This is a genomic window from Nonomuraea muscovyensis, assembly GCF_014207745.1.
GTDB classification, from domain to species: domain Bacteria; phylum Actinomycetota; class Actinomycetes; order Streptosporangiales; family Streptosporangiaceae; genus Nonomuraea; species Nonomuraea muscovyensis.
This window is the reverse complement of record NZ_JACHJB010000001.1, coordinates 2,413,248-2,437,123: the sequence shown is the minus strand read 5'-3', so window position 1 is coordinate 2,437,123 and position 23,876 is coordinate 2,413,248. Positions and strand designations below refer to the sequence as shown.

General features: G+C 68.6%; 23 protein-coding genes. 7 read left to right on the top strand and 16 right to left on the bottom strand.

Annotated elements, in window-relative coordinates; translation table 11 throughout:
- The first annotated feature begins 21 nt into the window (after nucleotides 1–21).
- Both FHU36_RS11480 and FHU36_RS11475 read left to right on the top strand, forming a co-directional pair.
- Complete coding sequence (locus FHU36_RS11480) at nucleotides 22–417, top strand: RidA family protein (protein WP_155339139.1); 396 nt, start codon at nucleotides 22–24, stop codon at nucleotides 415–417.
- The gene (locus FHU36_RS11475) at nucleotides 395–790 is read left to right on the top strand and encodes a DUF488 domain-containing protein (RefSeq protein ID WP_185083701.1); all 396 of its coding nucleotides are present in this window, start codon (nucleotides 395–397) and stop codon (nucleotides 788–790) included. Before FHU36_RS11480 ends, FHU36_RS11475 begins: the two co-directional genes overlap by 23 nt.
- A 171-nt stretch (nucleotides 791–961) precedes the next feature.
- Here FHU36_RS11475 and FHU36_RS11470 read toward each other — a convergent pair whose 3' ends face one another.
- From FHU36_RS11470 to FHU36_RS11435, 8 genes are all read right to left on the bottom strand, one after another.
- The gene (locus tag FHU36_RS11470; RefSeq protein WP_185083700.1) at nucleotides 962–1,510 is read right to left on the bottom strand and encodes a Pycsar system effector family protein; all 549 of its coding nucleotides are present in this window, start codon (nucleotides 1,508–1,510) and stop codon (nucleotides 962–964) included.
- A 297-nt stretch (nucleotides 1,511–1,807) separates the two neighbouring features.
- Complete coding sequence (locus FHU36_RS11465; RefSeq protein ID WP_185083699.1) at nucleotides 1,808–2,701, bottom strand: bile acid:sodium symporter family protein; 894 nt, start codon at nucleotides 2,699–2,701, stop codon at nucleotides 1,808–1,810.
- Nucleotides 2,702–2,741: 40 nt separating this feature from the next.
- Entirely contained in the window at nucleotides 2,742–4,082 is a 1,341-nt protein-coding gene (locus tag FHU36_RS11460; protein WP_185083698.1) for a Dyp-type peroxidase, read from the bottom strand.
- Nucleotides 4,083–4,104: 22 nt separating this feature from the next.
- A complete protein-coding gene (locus tag FHU36_RS11455) occupies nucleotides 4,105–5,124 on the bottom strand; it encodes a hypothetical protein (protein WP_185083697.1) in 1,020 nt (339 codons plus the stop codon).
- A 28-nt stretch (nucleotides 5,125–5,152) separates the two neighbouring features.
- Complete coding sequence (locus tag FHU36_RS11450; RefSeq protein ID WP_185083696.1) at nucleotides 5,153–5,686, bottom strand: hypothetical protein; 534 nt, start codon at nucleotides 5,684–5,686, stop codon at nucleotides 5,153–5,155.
- 251 nt (nucleotides 5,687–5,937) lie between these two features.
- Nucleotides 5,938–6,327 carry a hypothetical protein gene (locus tag FHU36_RS11445; RefSeq protein ID WP_185083695.1) on the bottom strand — a complete coding sequence of 130 codons (390 nt, stop codon included), beginning with the start codon at nucleotides 6,325–6,327 and terminating at the stop codon, nucleotides 5,938–5,940.
- A gap of 95 nt (nucleotides 6,328–6,422) precedes the next feature.
- Nucleotides 6,423–6,812 (bottom strand): hypothetical protein, encoded by a 390-nt coding sequence (locus FHU36_RS11440; protein WP_185083694.1) that lies wholly within the window; start codon nucleotides 6,810–6,812, stop codon nucleotides 6,423–6,425.
- A 461-nt stretch (nucleotides 6,813–7,273) separates the two neighbouring features.
- Nucleotides 7,274–8,686, bottom strand: coding sequence for a dihydrolipoyl dehydrogenase family protein (locus tag FHU36_RS11435; protein WP_185083693.1), 1,413 nt, complete (start codon nucleotides 8,684–8,686; stop codon nucleotides 7,274–7,276).
- A gap of 235 nt (nucleotides 8,687–8,921) precedes the next feature.
- Here FHU36_RS11435 and FHU36_RS11430 point away from each other — a divergent pair, with 235 nt between their 5' ends.
- The 3 genes from FHU36_RS11430 to FHU36_RS11420 all read left to right on the top strand — a co-directional run bounded on the left by FHU36_RS11430 (nucleotide 8,922) and on the right by FHU36_RS11420 (nucleotide 12,542).
- Nucleotides 8,922–10,280, top strand: a complete 1,359-nt coding sequence (locus tag FHU36_RS11430) for an IS256 family transposase (protein ID WP_185083692.1) — start codon at nucleotides 8,922–8,924, stop codon at nucleotides 10,278–10,280.
- Between the two features lie 299 nt (nucleotides 10,281–10,579).
- Nucleotides 10,580–11,302, top strand: a complete 723-nt coding sequence (locus FHU36_RS44320) for a hypothetical protein (protein ID WP_246502022.1) — start codon at nucleotides 10,580–10,582, stop codon at nucleotides 11,300–11,302.
- An 82-nt stretch (nucleotides 11,303–11,384) separates the two neighbouring features.
- A complete protein-coding gene (locus FHU36_RS11420) occupies nucleotides 11,385–12,542 on the top strand; it encodes a serine hydrolase domain-containing protein (protein ID WP_185083691.1) in 1,158 nt (385 codons plus the stop codon).
- A gap of 234 nt (nucleotides 12,543–12,776) precedes the next feature.
- On the opposite strand, the gene FHU36_RS11415 is transcribed toward FHU36_RS11420, so the two are convergent.
- From FHU36_RS11415 to FHU36_RS11385, 7 genes are all read right to left on the bottom strand, one after another.
- Entirely contained in the window at nucleotides 12,777–13,472 is a 696-nt protein-coding gene (locus FHU36_RS11415; RefSeq protein ID WP_185083690.1) for a hypothetical protein, read from the bottom strand.
- Nucleotides 13,469–14,878, bottom strand: coding sequence for an AAA family ATPase (locus FHU36_RS11410; RefSeq protein ID WP_185083689.1), 1,410 nt, complete (start codon nucleotides 14,876–14,878; stop codon nucleotides 13,469–13,471). Before FHU36_RS11410 ends, FHU36_RS11415 begins: the two co-directional genes overlap by 4 nt.
- Nucleotides 14,879–15,230: 352 nt before the next feature.
- Nucleotides 15,231–15,602: a FixH family protein gene (locus FHU36_RS11405; RefSeq protein WP_185083688.1), complete on the bottom strand. Its 372-nt coding sequence runs from the start codon at nucleotides 15,600–15,602 to the stop codon at nucleotides 15,231–15,233.
- A complete protein-coding gene (locus FHU36_RS11400) occupies nucleotides 15,599–16,960 on the bottom strand; it encodes a DUF8832 domain-containing protein (protein WP_185083687.1) in 1,362 nt (453 codons plus the stop codon). Before FHU36_RS11400 ends, FHU36_RS11405 begins: the two co-directional genes overlap by 4 nt.
- Nucleotides 16,957–18,024, bottom strand: coding sequence for a hypothetical protein (locus FHU36_RS11395; protein ID WP_185083686.1), 1,068 nt, complete (start codon nucleotides 18,022–18,024; stop codon nucleotides 16,957–16,959). Before FHU36_RS11395 ends, FHU36_RS11400 begins: the two co-directional genes overlap by 4 nt.
- 118 nt (nucleotides 18,025–18,142) lie before the next feature.
- Nucleotides 18,143–18,790, bottom strand: a complete 648-nt coding sequence (locus FHU36_RS11390; protein ID WP_185083685.1) for a response regulator — start codon at nucleotides 18,788–18,790, stop codon at nucleotides 18,143–18,145.
- On the bottom strand, nucleotides 18,781–20,469 hold the full coding sequence (locus tag FHU36_RS11385) for a sensor histidine kinase (protein WP_185083684.1): 1,689 nt from the start codon (nucleotides 20,467–20,469) through the stop codon (nucleotides 18,781–18,783). The genes FHU36_RS11390 and FHU36_RS11385 overlap by 10 nt, the downstream gene beginning before the upstream one ends.
- A gap of 287 nt (nucleotides 20,470–20,756) precedes the next feature.
- Here FHU36_RS11385 and FHU36_RS11380 point away from each other — a divergent pair, with 287 nt between their 5' ends.
- Entirely contained in the window at nucleotides 20,757–21,335 is a 579-nt protein-coding gene (locus FHU36_RS11380) for an HD domain-containing protein (protein WP_185084752.1), read from the top strand.
- Here FHU36_RS11380 and FHU36_RS11375 read toward each other — a convergent pair.
- Nucleotides 21,317–22,432, bottom strand: a complete 1,116-nt coding sequence (locus FHU36_RS11375; RefSeq protein ID WP_185083683.1) for a glycoside hydrolase family 26 protein — start codon at nucleotides 22,430–22,432, stop codon at nucleotides 21,317–21,319. The genes FHU36_RS11380 and FHU36_RS11375 overlap by 19 nt on opposite strands.
- A 363-nt stretch (nucleotides 22,433–22,795) precedes the next feature.
- Here FHU36_RS11375 and FHU36_RS11370 point away from each other — a divergent pair, with 363 nt between their 5' ends.
- On the top strand, nucleotides 22,796–23,773 hold the full coding sequence (locus FHU36_RS11370) for a sporulation protein (RefSeq protein ID WP_185083682.1): 978 nt from the start codon (nucleotides 22,796–22,798) through the stop codon (nucleotides 23,771–23,773).
- Nucleotides 23,774–23,876: the final 103 nt, after the last annotated feature.

The window sequence follows — 23,876 nt, the reverse complement described above, 5'->3', positions numbered from 1 at the left end:
TCGAATGGAGCTGATATGGCAATGGAGCGAACGGCGGTCAACCCGTGGGCGTGGTCGGTGGAGATGGGGTACAACCAGGGTGAGATCGTCTCCGGGCACACCCGGACCCTGTACTGCGCCGGGCAGACCGCGATGAGCGGCGACGGCAAGCCCCAGCATGCCGATGACATGGCGGCGCAGTTGGCGCTGAGCCTCGACAACCTGGAGGCCGTGCTCGGCGAGGCCGGCATGTCCCTCGCGAACCTCGTCCGGCTCAACGTCTACACCACCGACGTCGATCGGCTCTTCGAGCACTACGGCGTGCTGGCGTCGCGGTTGGGCGCCGCCCGGGTGGCACCGTCCACCACGATGCTCGGGGTGGCACGGCTGGCGATCCCCGACCTGATGGTCGAGCTTGAGGGGACCGCCGTCGCGTGATGAACCATGCCGCCTCCGGCAGGGCTGCCGGAGGCGGCTGCAGGCGGCCCTCGCCCATGCTCGGATCGCCTACGAGCACCACCCCGAGCTCGCCCCGACCACCGAGTTACGCCGGCTCCAGAATGCCGAGGATGCCCGCCAAGGGGTCGGCAAGCGCTCGCGCCGCGAACTCGCTGCCGAGTACACCCGCCGCTACACCACCGAGATCCTCGACCGCGCCGACCTCACGCCGATCGTGTCGGAGCTGCCGAGCAGTGGGATCGCAGCGCTGCTCTGCGTCGAGCGCGACCCCGAGGCCTGCCACCGCTCGTTGATCGCCCAGCGGCTGACCGAGCAGCACCACGTCACGATCGAGCACCTGCGCCCGTTGTGACGCGTGAATGCCCAGGATTCCCGTGATTGCCGCCGCTGCCGGGCCTCGTCTCGGGCGGCCTCGGCGTCGTCCTCGGTGGGCAAGCCGCCCACCTGTCGGGGTTTGCTCTCGCCGGCGAGCTCACACGGAGGACACCGTGGGCGACCGTCCGGTGTCTGGGCGTCCGCCGTTTCAGATCAGGCGCTCCAGGAAGACCGTGACGGTCATGATGGTGATGCCGGTGACGATCAGGTCGACGGCCCACCGCAGGTTGCGGTTCTTGACGCGCGCCACCCGGGCGATCTCGAGGGCGCTGGTGGCCAGGAACAGGTCGTAGTTCCTTGTCTCGGCGTTCATCCGCTCGATCAGCGCCTCGGGTGTGGCCGCCTTGGCGTAGGCGAGGATCTTCGGTCCGCCGCGATCGGCGGAGAGCGGGCGGATGGTGATGAGGATCAGCATGACCGCCGCGGACAGCAGGATCAGCGCCGCGATGACGCCGAAGCGCCCGATGCCCGGGAAACGCGCCGGGCCGGTGAGGATGAGGGTGACGGTTACGCCGTATGCGACACCCGACCAGGACAGCAGGAGTCCTGCTCTTCGCTCGCTCGCGCTGACCAGTTCCGCGCGGGCCGCGGTGGTGGCGGCGTCGAGCCGGTCCCTGAGGAACGGGGACATGGACACGTCGGGCTGACTGACGTCGTCTTCGGTGTGGGCGCCGGATGCGGCTGGATCGTGGTTCATGGCGGGCAGGCTCTTTCCGCGGGGTCGTGGACCGGGTTGACAGGTTGGCGCGCGAGGCGGCCGGTAAGTCGGGCGTCGATGGTCCGAGCGGTGGGACGGTCTTCGGCGATGCGGTCACAGGCGAAGCGGGCTGCGGGTTTGATGCCCGGACAAGCGTGTCGGAGAAGGGGTCATTGCCGGTTACGGACTCTTCTGGGGACGGGATTTTGCCCGTGTGGCTGGCGCGGCGTCCGAAGCTGTCGGCCGGTCGCTGGGTACGCGCGGGGGAGGAAGTGTCGATCGCGTCCAATGCCGTTCTCACTCAGAGGGCGGTGTGGAAAGCTTCATGTCGTGGTGCCGCCGGCCGCGGCTCAGCACCGCCGCGATGGGCACGGCCGCGGCCAGGCCGCTCAGCAGGACGGCCGCGAGTGCTCCCAGGATGGCCGGGTCGTTGCCGAATGCGAGGCCGACCGCGGCGAGCGCGGGTCCCGCGTTGCGCACGGCCGCGACTCCGCCCATGGTGGTACGGCGTTCGAAGGGTCCGGTGGCCAGGGCTGTGCCGAGGGCGAACGCGATGACGGCGAAGACGCAGCCCGCGAGCAGGCTGCGTGAGCCGATCAGCGCGACGACGTCACGCCAGTTGCCGACGAGCATGCCCGCCAGCACGACGAGGAACGTCACGTTCGACACCGTGGCGGCCACGGGATGCCACGACAGCGCGGTGGACGGCGCGTAGTGGCGGACGACCAATCCGACGACGAACGGTACGAGCTGGAGGACCGCCACGGTCAGCATCAGCGTCGCGACGTCGAGCGAGACCCCGCCGCCCACGTTCGCCGCCTTGAGGATGACGTTAACCGTCGGACCGAAGGTGATGCTGCCGATGGCGGCCAGCAGCACCTGCATCGCCGCACCCGCGACCACGTCGCCGTTCTGCACCATGCCGAGTTTCGCTCCGAACGGCCCGCCGGGTGAGGACGCGATCAGGAGCAGCGCGATGAACGCTGCCGCAGGCAGGCCGAACAGCGTGGCGACGCCCCAGCCGAGGAGCGGGATGACCACCAGGTTGGCCAGGAGGACCAGCAGGAGCAGCGGAACGTTCGAGAAGACGACGCGCAGGGCCGGCAGCGTCGCTCCGAGGCCGGCGGCGAACATGGTGGCCGCGATGAAGATGACGGTGACGGCGTTGAACAGCAGTTGCAGCGTGTTCATGTGAATCCCCGGTCCTCGTACCAGAGGAGTGTCGCCGCGCTCAGTCTGTGAGGTCGCCGAGCCAGCGCAGCGCGGTCAGTCCTGGCATGAAGCAGTATTCGCCGCCGCGCGTGACGACGAACCGTGGCAGCGAGAGCAGGCGTCGCCGTACGGGACGCCGGGGAATGGTGAAATCGCCGGAGCCGTCGGCGGAGCCGGCGACGGGATCTCTGGCGTCGCCCGCGCCGAAGAAGACACCGTTGTTCATCCATTCGGACTGGACGAACTCGAACTGCCGGCCCAGGTGCGCACCGACGAAGGCGAACATCAGCCCGCGGTCGGCGCCGTCGTCTTCCAGGACGCCCTCGGGCAGCAGCGGGCCGTACGCGGTGCCACGTCTGATCATCCGGTGCAGCCTCGCCACGCCGGCCACCGCCGCGTCCCGGGGGTTGCCCCGGCGGACGTGGCTGCCGCCGGGAGTGGTGAAGCCGGCCGGGTCGTCCTGCTCGAACAGGAAGGTGTTGTTGCGGTACCGGTCGGCGCCAAGGTCGGGGTCGTCGTGCAGCGGGCACAGCGCCAGCGGGGCGCCGCTGCGCCAGCGGCCCATGATCTTCGCTGACAGCAGTTCCTCGTCTTCCGGGCCGGTGGCGTTGTCCCTCAGGTAGCGCCGGAACAGGGCGACGCGCTGGTGGAGCTTGCGGAAGACCACGTAGGTGCCGTTGCGTCCGAGCACATCGGGCTGCAGGGTCTGGATGCCGCCGAGCTCGTCGGGGTAGCCGAGCACGAATTCGCCGGCCTTGAGCGGCACCTCCAGCTTGTTGGATCCGGCGATGCCGCTGCCCTCGACGGCCGGATGGCTGATGCCGTCGCGGTAGCCGAAGGGTTCGGTCTCGGTGGGCAGCGCGTGGCAGTTCTGGCGCCAGATCGCCGTCACGCCGGGCAGGGCGTCGTAGGCCGGGCGAGCGCGGTCGACGGCGGCCTCCAGCCGCGCGCTGTCAGGCGCGAGTGCCACCAGCACCACATGGACGTCGGGCGTGCCGAGCGGGGGCTCCCAGGTGGCGGGGCTGCTCTCGCCGACGTCGCCGAGCACGTTGGCCCGTGCGGCCATGCCCTGCCGGAACTCCCACGCGAAGGTGTCCAGCGATTCCCGCGGAACCCCGAGAGCCTTGAGCCCGTGGTAGGTGAGGGCGACGCTGACCCAGGTCTCGCCCAGCGGGCTCACCGTGTCGGCGGCAGAGGTCACCACTGCGCCGGCGCGGCGCATCAGCTCCCGCCCGTGGTCGCGGTCGTCGATGCGGAACAGGATGTAGGTCGCCGCGTACGGTGTCGGCCTGGGGCTGAGCACCCCGCGCTGGATGTCGTCGAGGTCGAGCTTGACCTGGGCCTGGGTGCGCTCACTCACCGGAACCTGCCTCCCCGCCGCGCTACTTCGCCGAGACGATGTTGTGCCAGAAGGTGCGCAGGCTCTCGTCGACGCCGAACAGCGAGCTGAAGATCGTGGTGTCGGCGAAGATGATGTCCCCTGCCCGGTCACCCGCGGGTGGCATCCACAGGAACATGTTGAACTCGGTGTTGCCGGCCTCGGTGAACGGGTGCGGCGGCCTGGACATGTCGATCGGCTGCCTGCCCAGCACATGGACGGCTTTCGGATCGTCGGTGGTCACCGCGTAGTGGGGGAGGTGCATGTGGAAGTTGAAGCTGGACACGCCTTCCAACCACCCCTTGGTGTCCAGATCCCGGGCGATGGAGAGCGGGGCGCTCCTGTTCCCCTCCGTCACCGCGGGACGGAGCCCGTAGCGGTTCTCGACGGGCACCCCCAGACCTGCCATCAGCGATCGGGTGTACCTGCCGAAGCGTTGCTGGCGGGGCACCAGCGCGTCACCGTGGTGGTGATACTCCATGTCGCGCACCGCCATGTCGTCCGATGCGCCGACGTCGTGATGCGGTCCCAGGGCCAGGCAGGTGCCTTCGCGGGTGAGGAAGTCGCGCACCGCCTCGATCTCGTCGGGTGTGGCGTCCTGGCCGGTGATCATGTGGTCCAGTCCCCACACGAACACGGTGTCGGTGTCGGCCAGCACTCGCTCGTCCAGGGGCGTGTGGAATCCGGCCTGGTCGATGCGTTGGTACACGGGCACGGGGTGTCCGGTGGTCTCCTGGACGAACTGCTGGAAAGGCAGCCAGCCCCAGAAGAACAGCTCCAGCCCGCCCGCGATGCCTTGCTGGAACCGCAGCGGATCCGACCATTTCGGGTCCTCGTACGCCGGCCAGGTCACGCGGCGCACCTCGGTCATCGTGGAGAACCGGTTGTCCAATCCTGCCGGATCCCTGCCCGCCTCCGCGGGAAAGCTCCACGCGACGTAGATGCTCAACCGCCGCCGGCCGGGCGTGTACCGGCGCGGCACGTGATTCTGGTTGTAGGTACGCGCCGTTCTGAACTCGTTCATCTCGTTCTCCGGGTGGCGCCGGCGGATGTCACTGCAGCTGGTCGAGCATCTCCGACAGGGAGTTCTTGATCCGCAGGGCTTTCTTGATCTCATCCGCGGTGAAGTACGGATACTCGCCGTACTCGATGAAGCTCGGGCAGTGGTGCTCGCGGACGAACCTGATGAACGCCTCGGGATTGGTCTTCCAGTCCTCGGGGAAGCCTTCGAGGTTCTCGAAGGCCGTACTCACCCCCGCCTTGCTGAACAGGGCGATGGCGTCCTCGGTGTACTTGTCGAAATCGGTGTCGAAGATCCCCTGGTACATGAAGCGTGTGTCGTCGTCGAAGAGCACCCAGCGCAGGTAGTGCAGCTTGAGCGGCGCGAGGAGCTGTGGATCGCCTTCCAGCGCCTTGGCGAGCGTGTTGCCGTAGTCGCGTATGGCGCCGGCACGGCCGGGTTTGACATCCGCGATGATGGTGAACCCGTAGCACGCAGGGGTCCGCGGGTAGACGGGACCGTACTTCCCCTGCTCAAGCTGGTCGGTCTCCTTCGGGATGACGACCGCCTGCGGCTTGATCTCCATGGCCGTCCCTCTCCATCGTCCTGCTCAAGGGGGGAGACTGAAGCGGCCTGACTGTCGTGATTGTCCCATAATGCGGCGCTGGGAGACAGTCCGCTCCCGAGGTGGTGGGCCGTGGTCCGGTTTCGACGCATGGCCGTCGGTCCCCTGGCAGGACGGCGGTGGAGATGGACGGCGGGCAATGCCCGAAGAGCACGCGGTCATGGGCACCAGATGACTGATGCCCATGACCCAGAAGCGTCGCCTCCGATGTCTCACGTCTTCTTTCTGCTGCTGCTTCCCCTCGCTGTGGCGGTGGTTCCCCGGGCAGCCTTCGGCTCGTCGGCCTTGGCGTTGGTGCTGTACTGCTCCAGGACCTTCATGATCTCGGGTGTCAGCGCCTCCGCCAGTGCGGGCGCGAGAGCGTCGGCCAGAGCGGAGGCCAGAACCTGTGCGAGCAGGAGCCTTTCAACTGTCGAGGCCTTCAGCATCGCGCGGGGCGCTGATGTGAGGGCTGCCTCGATCAGGGTGGCCATGGAGTCCCCGCCGCGGGCGAGAACCTTGGTGGACTGGCTCGCCTCGTTGAGGATGTCGCGAATGACGTCGTCGATCAGCGACTCCACCGGGTCATGCTCGGTTGGTTCGGCGGCTTCTTCTGACGCCATGAGTTGCTCCTCTGTGGTCGATGTGATCTGTCCCTAGCCGTCGATTCACTCGACCTGAGGGACTCCTTTTCTGCCCGCGATCGGGAGTCGTGCCCTTACCGGTTTGCGAGGGCGGCGAGCAGCAGCGGGTGCTCGATGCCGCTCTCCTCCTCGCCTTCTCCTCGGCGGCGCATGAGCATGGCGAGCAGGAGGGGATGGTCGATGCCGCTCTCCTCCTCGCCGCCGCGGCGGCGGCGCATGAGCGCGGCCAGCAGCAGCGGGTGCTCGATGCCGCTCTCCTCCTCGCCGCCCCGGCGGCGGCGCATGAGCGCGGCGAGCAGGAGTGGGTGGTCGATGCCGCTTTCCTCGCCCGAATCGCGGCGAGCCGCGAGCGCCGCGAGCAGGAGTGCGTCCAGAGGTCGCCCCTCGCCCTCGGTCGTCTCGGTACGCTGGGCCTCTGTGGTGGCGGTAATGGAATTTCCTTTCTCGCGCCGGTATAAGCGCACAAGGTTCGTGAAGGGGATGCAACGACCCGATACCCGAGGCCCGCGAAAGGTATTCACAAAGAAATCTCCAAAGAAGATCTGGTCTGCGGAGACAAACCTCCAGAGACTCCAGGTTCGCGAGGATATCGATCCGATGCACCACAGTCGTGCCGACATGCGGTGCTCGGTCGTTCACCCCTCGCGAGCTGCGACGACGGGCGGCAAGGGGTGCGATGATGGCGATTTCTTTCCGTTTTTGCGGGTCGACGTCATGCACCCAAATAGAATTCTCAACGATCGTCGAAGTCAAGGTTGTTCGCTGATGTTCAGTGATGCGATTCGGCGGATGTCGGATTCAAATATTTCCCGGTTCAACGATCGCTCGCTCGGAGTGCGCTGCCGGGATCGTCAAAGGGGAGTGTTCCTTGCCATCCGAGCGAATGGGCGAGGGCGACCCACCGGCGAAGGCTCCGCGGAGAGCATCAGCAGGGTGGCTCGTACGGAGATCTGTCTGCGTCAAGGCCCAGTCGGCGGACGATGACGTACGCGGCGCGACCCACGATGGCGGCGTAGGTGGGAAAGGAGAGAGGAATGCGGGCGAGGTCCTGGACCCGCATGTGAGCTGTCATCGCCACAGCGGCCAACTGGGTGGTCTCCACGGCACGCTCGCCCACGACATGGCAGCCGAGGATCTGGTGGGTGGTCCGGTCGACGATGAGCTTGCAGAATCCGGTGGTTCGACCATCGATGATGGGGCGTGCGGCGGCATCGAGGCGGATGGTTGCCACGATCACGTCGTGCTCCTGGCGGGCCTTCGTCTCGGTCAGGCCCACCCCGGCGTACTCGGGGTCGGTGAAACTGCCGATGGGACTGATCTGGTCCCACAGGGGGAGTTGCGGACCCCGTACCGCGTTCGTCGCCGCCACGAATCCGGCCTGAGCCGCCTGCGGAACCAGCATGAGCCGGCCGGTGACATCGCCCGCGGCGAAGACGTGCGGGACGGAGGTCCGCTGGTAGGCGTCGACGCGCACGAAGCCGCGTTCGTCGGTCTCGACTCCGGCCGCCGGCAGGTTGAGTCCTGTGGTGTCAGCGGACCAGCCGATGGCCACCACGGCCAGGGCCGCTTCGGCGCTGTCGGGTGTGCCGTTCCGAACGAAATGCATGCGCACGCCATCGGGCGTCTTCTCGAAGGACCTGACCGTGTCGAGCTTGTCTCGCACCACCATGCCGTGCTCGCGGAACGCCTCGGCCACCACCGCGGAGACGTCGGCGTCTTCCGACGCGAGGATACGAGGCCCGGTCTCGAAGAGCTGGACACGGGAGCCGAAGGCGGTGAAGACAGAGGCCACCTGCAGTCCCGTGGCACCACCACCGATCACCAGCATGGACGGAGGGACCTCGCGCAGCGTCCAGGCATCGCTGTGGGTGTGGGTCAGCTCGGCACCCGGGACGATGAGTGGCCGGCTGACCCCTCCCGTGCACAGAATGATCTTCTCGGCCTGGAGTCGCAGCCCGCGGTCGGTCTCGACCGTGTGCGGATCGACGAAACGGGTCGTTCCGGCATGCTCGTGAACCTTCACTCCCAGGCCGTCGATGCGGCTGCGCAGAGCGGAATGCGTCCGAATGTCGTGGACGACCTCGTCCACCCGGTCGAGGAGCCGCGGGTAGTCCAGGCGAAACTCGTCCGTGGCGATGCCGTACCGGCCGAGCTGGCGGGCCTCCCGCAACAACCGGGCCGCGTGTGCGAGGGTGCGGACCGGCACCGGGCCGTCGTTGGCCGCCATTCCACCGAACTCTTCGCGGGCCACCAGAGTGGTACGAGCGCCCAGGTCCGCGGCGCGATGGGCGGCGAAGGCGCCTGCCGGTCCGGCGCCGATGACAAGGACATCGGTCATGTCCGGTCCTGTGGGTGAGGTGGAACGAAGGTGGTAAGCGGCTACCCGACGTGATGGGACGGGCCGGCCGATGTGGCCGAAGGCCGTCAGCCGTTCTCCCTGTCCACTGTAAGCGGCCCGGGACAGCCTGCGACCACTCGCCGGCGGTCGCGTCCGAGATGCGGTGTAAAAGTGAACGAGCGTAGGTTGCCGTGCTGAACCGACCAAAGTTCGCACTACGCAAGGACCTACGCTCGTGGCACGCACACTACCGCCCGTTCAGGCCATCCGCGCCGAGATCGACGCCCTGTTCACCGAGGGTCGTGACCTGGTCGAGGTCATCGAGGACGTCGCCCGGCTCGGCGCCCGCCTGATCATCCAGACCGCCGTCGAAGCCGAGATCGACGCCTTCCTCGGCCGCGCCCGCTACCAGCGCGCTGCCGCCATCACCGCTGACGGCAGCAGCGTCGAGGAGAGCACGATGCGGCCCGGCTACCGCAACGGGCACTGCCCGACCACCGTCAAGACCACCAGCGGGCCGATCACCATCGCCCGCCCGAAGCTGCGTGGCACCACCGAGAAGTTCGCCTCCCGCCTGTTCGGCGCCGGCGTCACCCGCACCCACGCGCTGGAGACGCTGGTCATCGCCTCCTTCGTGTGCGGCCTGTCGGTGCGCGATGTCGAGGGCGCGCTGGCCGACGCGCTCGGCCCGGAGGCCGCGCTGTCCAAGTCGACGGTCTCGACCATCTGCCAGGCCATCGTGGCCGAGTACGACGCCTGGTGCCGCCGCGACCTCGCCGCGGTGGAGCTGGACTACCTGTTCCTGGACGCCTCGCACTTCAAGATGCACGACGGGCAGCGGGCCGAGCCGATCCTGGCCGCCTGGGGCATCACCACCGCCGGCAAGCCGGTCTTCGTCGGCCTGGCCGCCGCCGGATCCGAGTCCACCGACGCCTGGCACGACTTCCTGACCGACCTGGCCGGTCGCGGCCTGCGCCCGCCGCTGCTGATCGTCTCCGACGGCGCACCCGGCCTGATCAGCGCCGCCGAGCAGGTCTTCCCACGTTCGCTGCGCCAGCGGTGTCTCGTTCATCGCGCCCGCAACGTGCTGGCCAAGGTCAGCGCCGCCGACCAGGCCGAGGTGAAGAGCGCCTACTGGCAGATCTTCGACCTCACCGACCTCGGTGAGGACATCACCCCTGGCCAGCAGCTCGTCGACTGGGTGCAGCGGCGCATCGACGCCTTCGCCGACACGTGGGGCCGCCGCTATCCGGCAGCGGTCAAGTGCCTGCTCACCGACCGCCAGAGCCTGACCACCTACCTGCGCTTCCCGCTCGAGCACCACAAGCGCGTGCGGCACTCCAACTTCATCGAGCGCACCTTCGGCGAGACCCGCCGCCGCGTCAAGGTCATCGGCCGTTTCCCCGGCGAGACCAGTTGCGTCTCACTCGTGTGGGCCGTGCTCGATCGCGCCGCCCGCGGCTGGCGCGGCTTCACCATGACCAGCAACGGCCTGCGCATCCTGCAAGACCTCCGCCGAGCCCTGCTGCATCCGCCCACACAGCTCCACCCCACCGACCACCAGACCTTGGCACCCGCCACCGAGGCCGCCTAAGATCCCCCTCACGGCACCTACCTCGTCAAGCTATTTACACCGCTCCGAGGACACGACCCTCGCTCGCCGGCCGTGGACCACCGACGGACTGAGAGCCTGCCCGACCAGGCCCGGGAGGCGCCGGTGGACGGTCCTGGACTGTCGGGTTCGAATCCCGAAGGCGGCTCCCGGGGTCGAAGGCCCTTCCGGACGGGCCTTTGTGATCTCCGTACGGCAACCGCCTCTATCGATCGAAACTCTCGTTGAGTTGGTCGAGCGCCCTGCGGGCTTCTGGGTCGGCGATCCGCGTGCAGACGTTCATGGTCACCGAAACCTGCGAGTGCCGGGGATGCGCATCGCCACCCGAGGACTTCGCCGCGCCGGAGGCCCGGGACCAGGAGGAGCACGACCACGCGGTGTCGTGTCAGCGGCCGCGTCAGGACGGTGACGGCCCGATATCAGAGCGGTCGGAGACGGTGGATGCCATGAACGGTTCAGCGAATGCGGCCCCAAGGCTGGGCGATCTCCTCGGGCGCCCCGACCTGAGCAGTCCGGATACCCCGGGCACCAACGGGACCGCATTCCACCAGTCGTCCGTTCGATCGAACTCGGTCACAGATTCAAAGGAGCACACCACCATGTCCATCACCTTTACCGACCAGGACAAGCTCACCCTGCGGACCGCCGCGTGGGGCGCCGTCTCACTGATGTCCGCCGCCGGTGCCGCAGGCTCGGCCCACAAGGTCGCCACCCACGGCTCCATGGCCCTGACCTCCGCGACCGGTCCGGTCGGGCACGTGCTCAACAAGGCGCCCAAGGGTGTGAAGTACGGCAAGACCGTAGCCGAACTCGCCGACCAGGTGCTGCCGGCCCTGACGGCCGCCATGAGCCTGCTGAAGGAACAGGATCCGGCAGAGGCCGACAACTTCCGCAGCACCGTCATCGTCGCCATCGAAGCAGCCGCTCGGACCCACCAGGGCGAGCCCAGCCCCACCATGGCGGAGATGGCTCGCAAGATCACCGGAGCCCTTGACGCCGCCTGACGGGATGTCGACCTGCGCAGCCACAGCCCTGTCACGGGCTCCTCTCACGCGAACTTCGTAACGAACTCAAAGGAGCAGCACCATGTCCATCACCCCTACCGACCAGGACAAGCTCACCCCGCGGACCGGGCAGGATCGCCCGGAACTGCAGCAGGCCATCCAGGAGATCGTCGATTCCGGTTTCGCCGGGGTGCAGCTGCGCGTGCACGATGAGTGGGGCGAGTGGGTCGGCAGCGCCGGGGTGCGCAAGCTGGGCGAGATCGCCAAGCCGGCGACGAACGGCCACTTCCGGATCGGCAGCAACACCAAGACGTTCGTCGCGACCCTGGTCCTGCAACTGGTGGCCGAGGGCAAGGTCGGGCTGGACGCTCCGGCGGATGACTACCTGCCCGAGTTCGACCTGGACCGCGAGATCACGGTGCGGATGCTGCTGCAGCACACGAGCGGGTTGTTCAACTTCACCGGCGAGTACTACCCCGACGGGACGGTCGTGCCGGGGATTCCCTGGCAGGGCCAGGAGTACGTGGACGGCCTGTCCCACACCTACCAGCCGGAGGAGCTGGTACGGCTGGCGTTGTCCAAGCCGGTGCGGTTCGCGCCGGGAACCGACTGGAGCTACTCCAACACCAACTACGTGCTGGCCAAGCTGCTGATCGAGAAGGTCACCGGCCGCTCGCTCGCCGAGGAGATGCAGCGGCGGATCCTGGGTCCGCTCGGGCTGTCGGGCACCGTGGTGCCCGGCGCCTCGCCGGAGATCCCCGAGCCGCACGCCCACGGCTACTACCGGTACGAGGACGCCGGCCAGTGGAAGGTGGTCGACGTCACCCGCATGAGCCCCTCCTGGATCTCCGCCGCCGGTGACATGATCTCGACCACCGAGGATCTCCACACGTTCATCGCCGCGCTGGCGGGCGGCAAGCTCATCCCGGCCCCGCTGCTTGCAGAGATGTGCAAGCCGTACCCCAAGATCGGTTATGGCCTGGGGGTGTTCGTGCAGGAGACGGACTGCGGCGGCACCGTCATCACCCACAACGGCGGCTTCTTCGGCTGGGGGGCGCTCATGTACACCACGCCCGACGGCAGTGCGACCCTGACCGCCTCGCTGACCACCGGGGACGCCGAGCTCGACTTCGCCGCCACGGCCGAGGCGTTCCAGAAGGCGCAGCAGAAGCTCGTCACCATGGTGTTCTGCGGCGGGCAGGCCGGATCGGCTGACGAGCCCGCTCAGCCGACGGGCTGAGCACCTCGGACCTGTACTCCTTGAAGGTGGGCTTTTTACGGTCGTGCATCAGGCAGGCAGACGCACGACCGTGCTCACGTCCGTCGCGCGCTCGAAGATCGCGAGGGAGACGACCGAGTACGGTTCAGCACGCGCGTGCCCTGCCAGCACCGGACGAGTACGGAAACGGCCAGCGCTTCCGTCATGACCAGTGACCGGCATCCGACCAGCATCGGAAACCGCTTCGCCCCGTCGTCAAGGGCAGCCCATCTGCGGCGGCCTGACGCGCGCGTGGGGCGTCCTCAGGCCAAGCTGCAGCTCTCTGGCCGCGCGTTGTAATCCTGACAGGAGGTCTTCGTTGAAACTGTTCCAAGAGGAAACGTCGCAGATGGGCCCTGTGGGGTCTATGCGGTCAAGCAGTTGGCGGCGATGCTCAGGGAATCGTTGCTTGAATTTGATCAGCTTCCTTCCGGACAGGCCTGAGGCAAGGGCAAGTTTTTCGGCCAGTACTGCCTTCGGGTCCGGGATTGTTTCGACGAATTTCGGTCGCGGCAGGTCGATGCTCATGCGACCGTTCGGATTGCCGGCGACGATTCGCAGATCGCGTTCGTCCAGCATTAGCCATGCCTCGGTCATGCGAATCGGGATGACACCAACAAAGGGAGTGTCGGGCATTACTGAGTTGACGGCCAGTTCGATTTCGCGCAAACGAGGCTCTCTGCCGTCCCTGTCTGCATCCCGATGGATCACGATCAGTTCGTATGCTCCTCCGATTTCTGTTATCACTTCCAGTTTTGACCTGACTGTCCTTCGGCGTGAGGCCGGCAGTCTCTCGACCAGGGGATCTGTGATGACCACCTGAAATCCGTGATCAATTGCAATCCGTCGGATATGGGTGGTGATCCCGCTGTCACTGGTTCCCTCGCCCAAGAACAGAATGCGCAAACTCACGCGATCTCCAAGGTGAGCTGAGCGCCTGGTGGAGTGGTCAGGTAAGGCAGGATGTCGGCCTTGGTCACGGCCATGGTCCTGGAGCCTTCGATGTCGCGCCAGGTGTCAACCAGGGGGCGTAGGCTAAGCGCCCGCGTCATCGTTCCGTCCGGGGCACGCCGAATTTCGGCCTCCGCGAAGAGGAGGTCTTGGGGGGCCACAAGTTGAACGACTGCCGGTGAGTGCGTATTAACGATCACCTGTCGGAACGGATTGTCTGCTCCGGGCGCTTCCTGGGGGTCCACGGCTAGGTCTCGTACCAAATCTACCATTGCATTGAGATTGGCTGGATGTATGCCATTTTCGGGCTCTTCCATACATAGGAGGCCCTCAACTGTAGGGTCTTCCAGAAGAACACATAGGGCAAGAAAGCGAAGGGTCCCTTCGGACAGGCTTCGTGCGGGCAGGGTGAGTCCTCCGGATTCGACGAGTTGTACCGTGAACAGCTCCCGAATGTCGTCTTGCTCGACCCGTAGCTCTCTGACGCCTACACCGGACAACTCGGCCAGGCGGCTGGCGACTCTTGCATAAACTCGCTCAGGATCTCCGTCTGCATAAGCAATACGGAAGAGAGTCGCCGCGAGGTGACGGCCCGTGGGATCCATCTGACGTGGGTCGACGTAACGGTCCGCCGTTCGCAATGCGGAGGGCTCAAGAGCCAACCGCCGCCATGACTGCATCTCTCGGCGCGCAGCGAGGACTGTGGGGTCATCGCTGCTCGTTACGGTGCTTACGACCGTCGCAGGAGCCCTTGACGCAGCGGCGGGCTTCGGTTGGCCTCGGCTCCCGCCGTCCTGATGAATGCTGATGATGGGCTGGCCGTCGGCATCTATTGTGGTCGAGATGAATGCGGTGCCGGCTCGTCGCCCGTGCAGAACCGCCTTGCGGAAAGAGCCTGCATTGTGCGGAAAGCGCAGTTTATCCGATGCATCGCCTAGTTTGATGTGTCTGAGGCTCTCGGCGAGCAAACTGAGACGCCCAATTTTCTCGATGCCTGCCGGTGGGACGTAGCCGAGCTCCAACTCGTAGCGGAGAAAGGTGATGGAAGGCTTGGCGGGGCGGCCGAAGTCGTCCTCAACCTGGCCGGGAACGATCATTTCCGCCGCGAACCGCATCTTGTGGTCGGCTCGAGAATATCCGTTCCAAAATAGATCTCGCGGGTCGCCCAAGCGTTCACCGTGTACGCCCCGAACCTCTTGAGCGGCCTCGATCAAAGATTTATCTGTCAGGAGGCTGAGAAACTGAATGACGTCGAAAACGTTCGACTTCCCCGTGCCGTTGACGCCTGCAATGCAGGTGAAAGGACCAAGGTCTACCTCAAAGTCAAGGAGGTTCTTGAACCCGTCAACTTCCAGTCTTGTAAGCATCAGAACCTTTCCACGTGGTCTATGGTAGCGGTGAGGTCACGGATTCGTCCTGCAAGAGAGCCTCGCAGATGAGGGTTATGCGTGAGCCGGCAGGTGCCATCCCGGTGGGCCGCCGAATGCGATGAGCGCGCCATCGCCGCCTGGAAGGACGAGCGGGGGAGATCATAAAAGGCCGGCAGCGCAGCACGGGGCGTGGCTGTGCTCCGAAGACGAAGCCGGCCAGACCCCGAGGTGGCCCAAGAAGCGCACCGGGGCTGCAAAGGTCACACGCCGATCGTGTCCCCCCACCGGTCAAGGGCGTCGCCCATCAGCGACTGTTCTGACCCGTCACCCCAGCGATCAGGGTCTCTAGCTAGTCGGTGACGAGGGCTTTGACGGTGAGGACCTCTTCGGCGGCGGCGCCGGCCAGGCGGACGGAGAGCTCCCAGGCTCCCGCCATGGTGAAGACCTCGCCCTCCGCCTGGAAGCGGCCGGGTTCCCGTTCGCGGGTGGTGACCTCGGGCATGGCGTGCCCCATGTGGGGCATCACCGCCGAGAGCGTGACGGTGTCCGCGTCACCCCTGTCCAGGCGCACCTCCGCCGTGCGGCCGTCGATCAACACCGTGACGGCGTAGTGGGCGCCCGTCGAGCGGATGGTGATCGGCTCGGAGGCCGCGGTGCGACCCAGGACGAAGAGCGTCACCGCTGCCGCCGCCACGGCGCAGAGGGCCAGGATCCGCTTCATCGGACGGTCTCCGGCGCCGTGACGTCGACGGTGAACGGCATCGTCACGATCCGGTCGTCCGTCGCGTACTGCGCCCAGGCGAGATACCGGCCGGCCTTGGGGAAGCTGAAGGTGAAGCGCAGGCGAGGACCCGACGATCCCATTTCGTGGACGTGGCCGAGGAAGGCGCCGTCCTGGCTGCGGACGATCAGGTGGCCGGTCATGCCGAGCCACGGGCGCGGGGTCCCCGCGGTGCCGAGTTCGATCGTCGTCGGGCGGCCGGCGAGGGGCGCGGCGGGCCGTAGGAACGGCGTGGCGGGCGGGTCGACGGACTCGGCCGGGGCAGGGGTTCCCGGCTCGGGCAGGACGCGGGTTTCCGGCGGGGGCGAGGCGGAGGTTTCCGGCGCGGCCGGGCGGGCGACGGTGAAGCCTTCGGCGATGAGTTGGCCGCCGGAGTCCTCCCGTTCCAGCTCGGCGTGGGCCAGGTAGCGGCCCGGCCGGTCGGCGCGCATCCGGACCTCCAGCCGGCCGGGTGCCGTCCGCAGCGGATGCAGGTGGCGGAAGTAGCGGCCGTCCTGGCTGGTGACGACCAGGTGGGCGAGCGCCTCGTGGTGGACGGTGAGATCGTCCACGGGCCGGCCGGTGGACCCGTCGACCAGCGCGACACGCAAGGTGAACTCCTCTCCCGCGAGCGGGCGTTCGGGCACGGTTTCCAGCAGGCCCTGGACGAACGGGCGCCCGCCCGCCTGCGGGTCGGCCGCGGGCGGGGCGCCGTCGGGAGGGCCGGTGGGCAGTTGCGGTTCGAGGACGACGACCATGGCGGCGATCGTCAACCCCGCTGCGGCGCCGCCGGCGAGCAGCATGGCGGGAGTACGCCGGGACAGCGCCCCGGTGAGCAGGCCGCCGACCATCAGCAGCCCGGCGACGAAGAAGCCCCCATAAATCAGGAAGTCCCAGCCGGACCCGCGCTCCACCAGGACCCGGAACGGCACCACGGCGACCTCGCCCCCCGCGCTCAACCTGAGCTCGTGGGGGCCGGTCTGCTCCACCTGGAGCCGCACGAACTGCGGATCTCGTGCCGCCCGCGCCACACCGGACACCGTGCGGCCGTCCGTGACCGACCGGACCTCCAGGTTCACCGGCAGATCGGTGACCGGCTGGAAGGCCATGACGCCGATCTGCAACGGCCCGGGCACCCGCGCCGTCCCCTTGATGACCACGGTGAGCTCGGTGCCCGCGATGGTCTGGGCGATCCGCAGGTCCGTCCCGGCCGTCAGGTTGTGCGCGGCGGCCGGAGCCGCGCCCGCCAGCACCAGCAGGGCGGCCGAAGCCGCGCCCGCCAGCGCCAGGAGCGCGGCCAGGCGGAGAACGCGGATCATGCCCGGCCGGTGTCCGAGGCGTTGGGCAGGAACAGCACCCCGAGCACCAGGCCGATGAGGCCGGCCACGATCGGCGCGCCGGTCAGCAGCTCGGGCACGGCCGGGGTGCGCCCGGCCGCCACCGAGGCGACCGCGAGGTACAGCGACCAGGTGACGAAGGCGGACAGCCCGGCGAAGGCCCAGAAGGCGGCCCGCCGCCCGGCCGACGGGCGCAGCCACCTGATCAGCAGGTCACTCGCCACGCCGGCGGCGACGAAGCTCAGCAGGATCGGCAGGTTCTCGAACGACGTCTGCGCTCCCGGCATCAGGACCCCCACCGCGTACATCAGGGTCACGCTGCCGAAGGGCAGGTGCCACCGGCGGACCAGCAGCAGCACGGGGGCCAGCAGGACGACGTTCGTGATGATCATCGAGGAGGCGAGGCGGTCGGCCCCTTGCTCGTCCACGGAGGAGAACACCTCGACGATGCCGTTCGCACTCCACTGCATGGCGTTGCCGTACGAGACGAACAGCGACACCAGCGTGGCCGCGAAGGCGAGCCCGACGAGTGCGGGGAGCAGGCGGCCGAAGGAGGGGCGTTCGCCGAGGTCCGGGGCCCTCCAGGCGGAGCGGAGCGGCGTGGTGATGATGAGCATCATCGTCGCGATGAGCCCGAGGTGGGACGGGCTGAACAGGATGTCGACGCTCTGCTCGATGCCGAGGAACGTGTGCCACATCATGTCGGCGAAGCCGAAGGCCGCGAACCCCGGCACCGCCACCAGCCCGGCGAGATAGCCCATGGGCACCGCCGCCAGCCCCTGCCGGCCCTGCCTGACGTTGCGCAACGCCTGCCAGATGATCCAGCCGGCGACCGCGGCGAACCCCGAGTAGAACACCGCGTGCCAGGGCGTGAAGAACGTCTCCAGCTCGGCCAGGTTGCTGTGCGCCCACGCGTCGATCATCAGCCCGATGCCGAACCAGACGCCCAGCAGCGCGGTGACCAGATCCGTCCGGGGCGACACCCACTCTCGTGGTTCGCCCGAGTCGGCCAATAATCGTTGCACGCCCACGCCGGTCAGAGCCATCTCAACACTTCCTTTCCCGTCATGTCGAATGCTCCCACCACGTCAGGGCCGCCGGAAGCCGGGCGCCCGCACCCGCGCAGGTGCGGTTAACCGCACCTGCGCGGCTGTACGCCGGGACCTACGCGTTGAGATAGCGGAGCACGGCCAGCACCCGGCGGTGGTCGTGCGGGCCCGCCTCCAGGCCGAGCTTGCCGAAGATGCCGGTGCAGTGCTTCTCGACGGTACGTTCCGCGATGGCGAGCCGTTCCGAGATGGCCTTGTTGGTCCGGCCTTCCGCCATGAGCCCGAGCACGTCCCTCTCCCGCTCGGTGAGCAGGCTCAGCGGATCGTCGGGCTGGCGGTGCCGGCTCACCAGCCGCTCGATCACCACCGGGTCCAGCGCCGACCCGCCCGAGCCCACCCGGCGGATCGCCGCGGCGAACTCCGCCAGGTCGGAGACGCGGTCCTTGAGCAGGTAGCCGACCCCCTCGCCGCCGCCGTCGAGCAGTTCGACCGCGTAGCTGACCCGTGCGTACTGCGACAGGACGAGCACCCCGACCTCGGGATGCAGCCGGCGCAGGACGAGTGCCGCCCGCAGGCCCTCGTCGGTGTGCGTCGGCGGCAGCCGGATGTCCAGAACGGCCACGTCGGGAGGGTCGTCGCGGACCTGGGCCAGCAGCTTGTCCGCGTCGTCCACGGCCGTCACCACCGCGAACCCCGCCTCGGTGAGCAGGCGGGACAGTCCCTCACGCAGCAGCGTGGAGTCCTCGCAAATCGCTACCCGCATGGCAGCATCACCCGCAGCACGGTCCCCTCGCCTTCCTGGCTGTCCAGTTCGAGCCAGCCGCCGTTCGCCTCGGCGCGGTGGGCCAGCCCCTCCAGTCCGGAGCCGCGGGCCGGGTCGGCGCCCCCGCGGCCGTCGTCACCGACCTCCACCGCGAGGTGGCCGTCGGTCCGCGCCAGGCGCACCCACGCCCTGCTCGCCTCGGCGTGCTTGGTCACGTTGGCCAGCGCCTCGTTGACGATGTAGTAGGCCGCGCTCTCCACCGCGGGAGGAAGCGGCTCCGCCAGGTCGATCACGCAGTCGACCGAGATGGGCGCGACGGCGGCGAGTTCCTTCACCGCGCCGGGCAGCCCGCGCTCGGTCAGGACCGGCGGATGGATGCCGTGGCTGACCGCGCGCAGGTCGTCCAGCGCGCTGAGGACGGCCGCCTTCGCCTCCCCGATCAGCGAGCCGGCCTTGGCGGGGGTGGCCTCGGCCAGCCCGAGCGTCATCGCCACCGACAGCAGCCGTTGCTGCGCACCGTCGTGCAGGTCGCGTTCGATCCTGCGGCGCTCGGCCTCACCCCACTGGAGCATCCGCGACTGGGTCGCGGCGAGCTGCCGCAGCCGCGCGCGCAGGTCGGCGGTGAGCCGCTCGTTCTCCAGTGCCAGCGCGGCGGCGGCGCATGCCGCCTCGACCAGCAGCGGCTGCTCCAGCAGGGCCGCGTCATGGAGGAGGACGGCCAGGCGCGACCCGCCCTGGTCGACGCGGGTCATCATCCTGCCGCTCTCCTTCGGCGGCAGCTCGACCGGGCTGCCCTCGGCGTCGACGTATCGGCCCTGGCCGGCCATCCAGTATCCGAGGCGCAGCGTCGGGTCGTGCAGCGTGGTCGCCAGCGCGTTCTCCAAGCTGCCCGGCCGCTTCCTGCTCCTGAGCCGTACGACGAGGTCCGCCACCCGGCCGCGGTCGATCCTGAGCCGGAGCAGGGAGCCGAGATAGGCGAGCGGAACCGCGGCGAAGGCGCCGAACATGGTGACCGCCAGGGGGAGTTCGAGCTCTGCCGGCCCCCACGTGCTCACCAGGTGGGACGCCACGAACGCGACCGTGGCGATCACGGAGGCGGCGGTGACGGGGAAGGCGGCCCGCCGGTGGGCGACGCCGCCCTCACGCCAGCGGGCCGTCGCGAGCGCGAGGACCGCGAGCCCGGTGACGATGACCAGATGCCAGGCGGACTGGTTGACGAACTGCCCGATCGATCTCAGCGGCTCGGCGGGCTCCGGGCGGGCGGCCAAGGTCTCCGTCGCCGGGAGCACCACCGCCTCGGCGTAGGCGAGGCCGGCCACGATCCGCCAGGAGAGGCGGCCCAGCCGCCCGGTGGGGAAGGCGAGGAACAGATGGCAGGCCAGCGCCGCCCACAGACTGCCGAGCAGCAGCCACACCGGGAACAGCGGCAGCTCGGCGGAGCTGATCAGCAACTGCTGCGGGACCCAGGCGACGCCGACGGCCACCATGAGCGGGCCCACCCGGTTGTGGGGGTGCAGCCGCCACGCGACCACCCCGGCCGCGAGGAACGACGTCCCGACCCCGGCGCCGAGAGTCCAGAGCAGGTCGTAGGGGGGTCCGGGGAGCGTCACGACGACCAGCCATCCGGTCACCGCCGAGACGGCCAGCACCACGGTGCCCGTCCACGGCCGCCTCGTCATCGCTCACCCCTGCCGCGGATTCTAGACGGCGACGCCGCCCTCCCGCCGGGCCCGCCGGGCCCGCCGCGCCGCGAGCCTGCGGCCACGCGGTCCGAGCCGTTCCGGACAGGGAGGCGTCCGGGTGTTCACATGCGCGGTTACGGGGCAGGTCATGATGTCCACCTGCCGGGCGCGGCGGGGGCGGGGAACCGCCGTTCGGCCTCTACGCTCTGCGCAGGGCGCGTCTCGGCTGAGAGGGGCATTTCGTGAGGGACGACCTGACCCGGCTCGCGGGCCTGCTGTACGAGATGGGGCTGCTCAAGCGCTACAAGCGCACGGGGTGGCTGGTCGCCGGCGTGCGGGACCCGGAGAGCATCGCCGACCACTCCTTCCGCGCCGCGGTGATCGCGAGCGTGATCACCGTGCTGGAGGGCGGCGATCCGCAGCGGGCGGCGTTCATGAGCCTGTTCCACGACACGCAGGAGACGCGGATCACCGACATCCCGTACCTCGGCAAGCTCTACCTGCGGGCCGCTCCGAACGAGCAGGTCACCGCCGACCAGATGCGCGGCGTGCCGGACGCGGTGGCGCGGATGGTGGGTGGGGCGGTCGCGGAGTACGAGGAGAAGGCCAGCCTGGAGGCCGTCTGCGCCCGTGACGCGGACAAGCTGGAGTGCCTGATCCAGGCCGTCGAGTACCGCGAGCAGGGCCACCAGAACGTGCAGCCGTGGATCGACAGCTCGCTGGCGGCGCTGAAGACGACCACGGCCAAGCGGATCGCCGAGGAGGTGCTCGCCGGCGGCTCGCTGGACTGGGTGCTGCGGGTGCTCAACGGCACGGGCGACGGCGGCGAGGACGCGGGCTCCGGCTACGAGCCGCCGGCCTGAGCGTCGGGGAGCGGCTGGTTGACGTACGGGTCGCGGCCGGCCTCGGCGAACGCCTCGACGACGCCCGGCCCGTCGAGCCGGAAGTCGCAGCCGTTGGGCGACTCGGGGTCGAGGACGGCGTTCCACTGCAGGAGGGCCTTGATCTTGGGCATGGTCTTCAGGGCCTGCGGGACGCCGCGGAACCAGTCGGCCTTGGCCGAGGGGTTCTTCGGATCGACCTCGGAGCTGTACTCGCCGATGATGATCGGCTTGTCCGCGAACCCGTTGGCCTGGAACCAGTCGTAGGTCGGCTTGACCGTCTGCTCGAAGTCCGTCCACTTCGCGCCCCGGCAACCGGCGAAGTTGTAGGGGTCGTAGCTGATCCAGTCGACGTAGTCGTGGCCCGGATACAGGCTCTTCCACTTGTCCTTGTACTCGATGAAGCCGGTCACGGCCCACACCCACACCACGTTGGTCACGCCGAGCTTGTCGAACCGGTCGTGGATGTGCTTGTAGGCGGCGACGTACTCGGCCGCGGTGCCGCTGGTCTCGCGCCGGTCCATCTCACCGTCGAAGCCCAGCATGACGCGCTTGCCGTAGCTCTTGATCCGCTGGGCCTGCTTGTCGATCAGGGTGTCCATGGAGCCGCTGGCGATGTCGCGCCACAACAGCGTGCGCTCGGGAGTGCCCCAGATCTTGGCCTCCCAGCTCAGCAGGAGGATGCGGTCCCGCCCGAGCTCGACCTCGTCCTCGCGGATGAAGGTCCCGTTGGGGGAGTCGGACATGTCGTGATAACTGAAGATCACGTCGAGCTTGCGGCCGAGCTGGGACTCCATGGCGCCGATGGACTGCACCACGGGCACCTTCGGGTCGCCGGGCGCGACGTACATGCCCCAGTACGCCCCGCAGGGCGGCACGAGCTCGTCCGTGGGCTTGCAGTCCGCATTCGCCGACGGCTGGGTGGTGGTGACCGGCACGCCCTCGCCGCCGCCCCCGTCGCTGGAGCAGCCGGCGGCCACCGCCAGGAGCAGGACTCCGGTGGCGGCCAGCAGCCTGTCGCGCAGCCGCCCCCTCCGCGTGCGCGCGCCCCCCGGCTGTCCGGCGTTTCCTGCTGACAAGGCCCGGTGCCTCCACTCCGAGTTCGCGCGTTGCTGCCGGCACCCACACCGGAAGAAGCCGGGAAGGGCAGGCTCGTCGATGCCATCGACGACGATCGCCGTTGATGACGACTATAGGAGGCGGACCTTGACGGCTTGGACCGTGCCACCTGCGGGCTTCCTGTGAATCGATGAACGGCGTCCTCGGCCGGCCACCCCGCCGCCGCATTCCGTGCGAACCGCGCAATTCCCTATCAAACGGCGACCACCGCGTGCCGCCTGCGGAGACACGTTTTACTGGCCCACGGAACCCGCCGCCGACGTTGATCGTTCAGGCGGGTGGCTGACACATGCCATCAACAGAAGCGACAGGGAGAACATGCCGTGGTCTTCAAACGGATGCTGGGCGCGTTCGGTGTGGGCGCACCCTCGGTGGACACCGTCCTGGCCACTCCGCGAACCCGGCCGGGCGGCACGCTGACCGGTGAGGTCCGCCTCAAGGGCGGCGACTTCGACGCCGAGATCGAGCACATCACCCTCGGCCTGGTGGCCAGGGTGGAGGTCGAGTTCGGCGACGGCGAAGGCGCGGGAGTCGGTGAGTTCTCGCGCGCCCAGGTCTCCGGCCCGTTCACCCTTCGCAAGGGCGAGGAGCGGGTGATCGACTTCCAGATCCCCGTGCCGTGGGAGGCGCCGATCAGCGAGATCGCCGGCCAGCGGCTGACCGGCATGGCGCTCGGCGTGCGCACGGAGCTCGCCATCGCCAAGGCCGTCGACAAGGGCGACCTCGACATGGTCGACGTCGAGCCGCTGCCGTCCCAGTTCCGCATCCTGGACGCGTTCCCGCAGCTCGGGTTCCGGTTCAAGTCGGCCGACCTGGAGGTGGGCCAGATCTACGGCTCGCGCCAGGAGTTGCCGTTCTACCAGGAGATCGAGTTCTACCCGCCGCCGCAGTACGCCGGGTCGGTCGGGGAGGTCGAGGTGACCTTCGTGACGAACCCCGGGGGCCTGGAGGTGATCCTGGAGGCCGACAAGAGCTCCGGACGCTACTCCGGTGACGCCATCGGGCGCTTCACGATCAGCCACGACGACGCGATGAACACCGACTGGTCCGGCGAGATCGGTCGCTGGCTGTCCGGGCTCGCCCAGTACGGCGGCTTCCACGGCGGCCACCACGGTCACCACGACGGTCACCACGGCGACTTCCACGGCGGTCACCACGGTGGTCACCACGGTGGTCACCACGGTGGGCCCGGCCTGGGCATGGTGGCCGCCGCCGGGGCCGCGGGCGTCGTCGGCGGCCTCGTGGCGGGCGAGATCGTCGAAGAGGTCTTCGAGGACGTCTTCGAGGGCGACGAGGACTGACGCCTCCGCCCCGCAGCGCGCGGCCCGCGGACTCCCCGCTGGCCGCGCACCCGCCGGTCACGCGCTCGGCCCGCCGGTCGTGTGCTCGGCCCGCTGGTCGTGT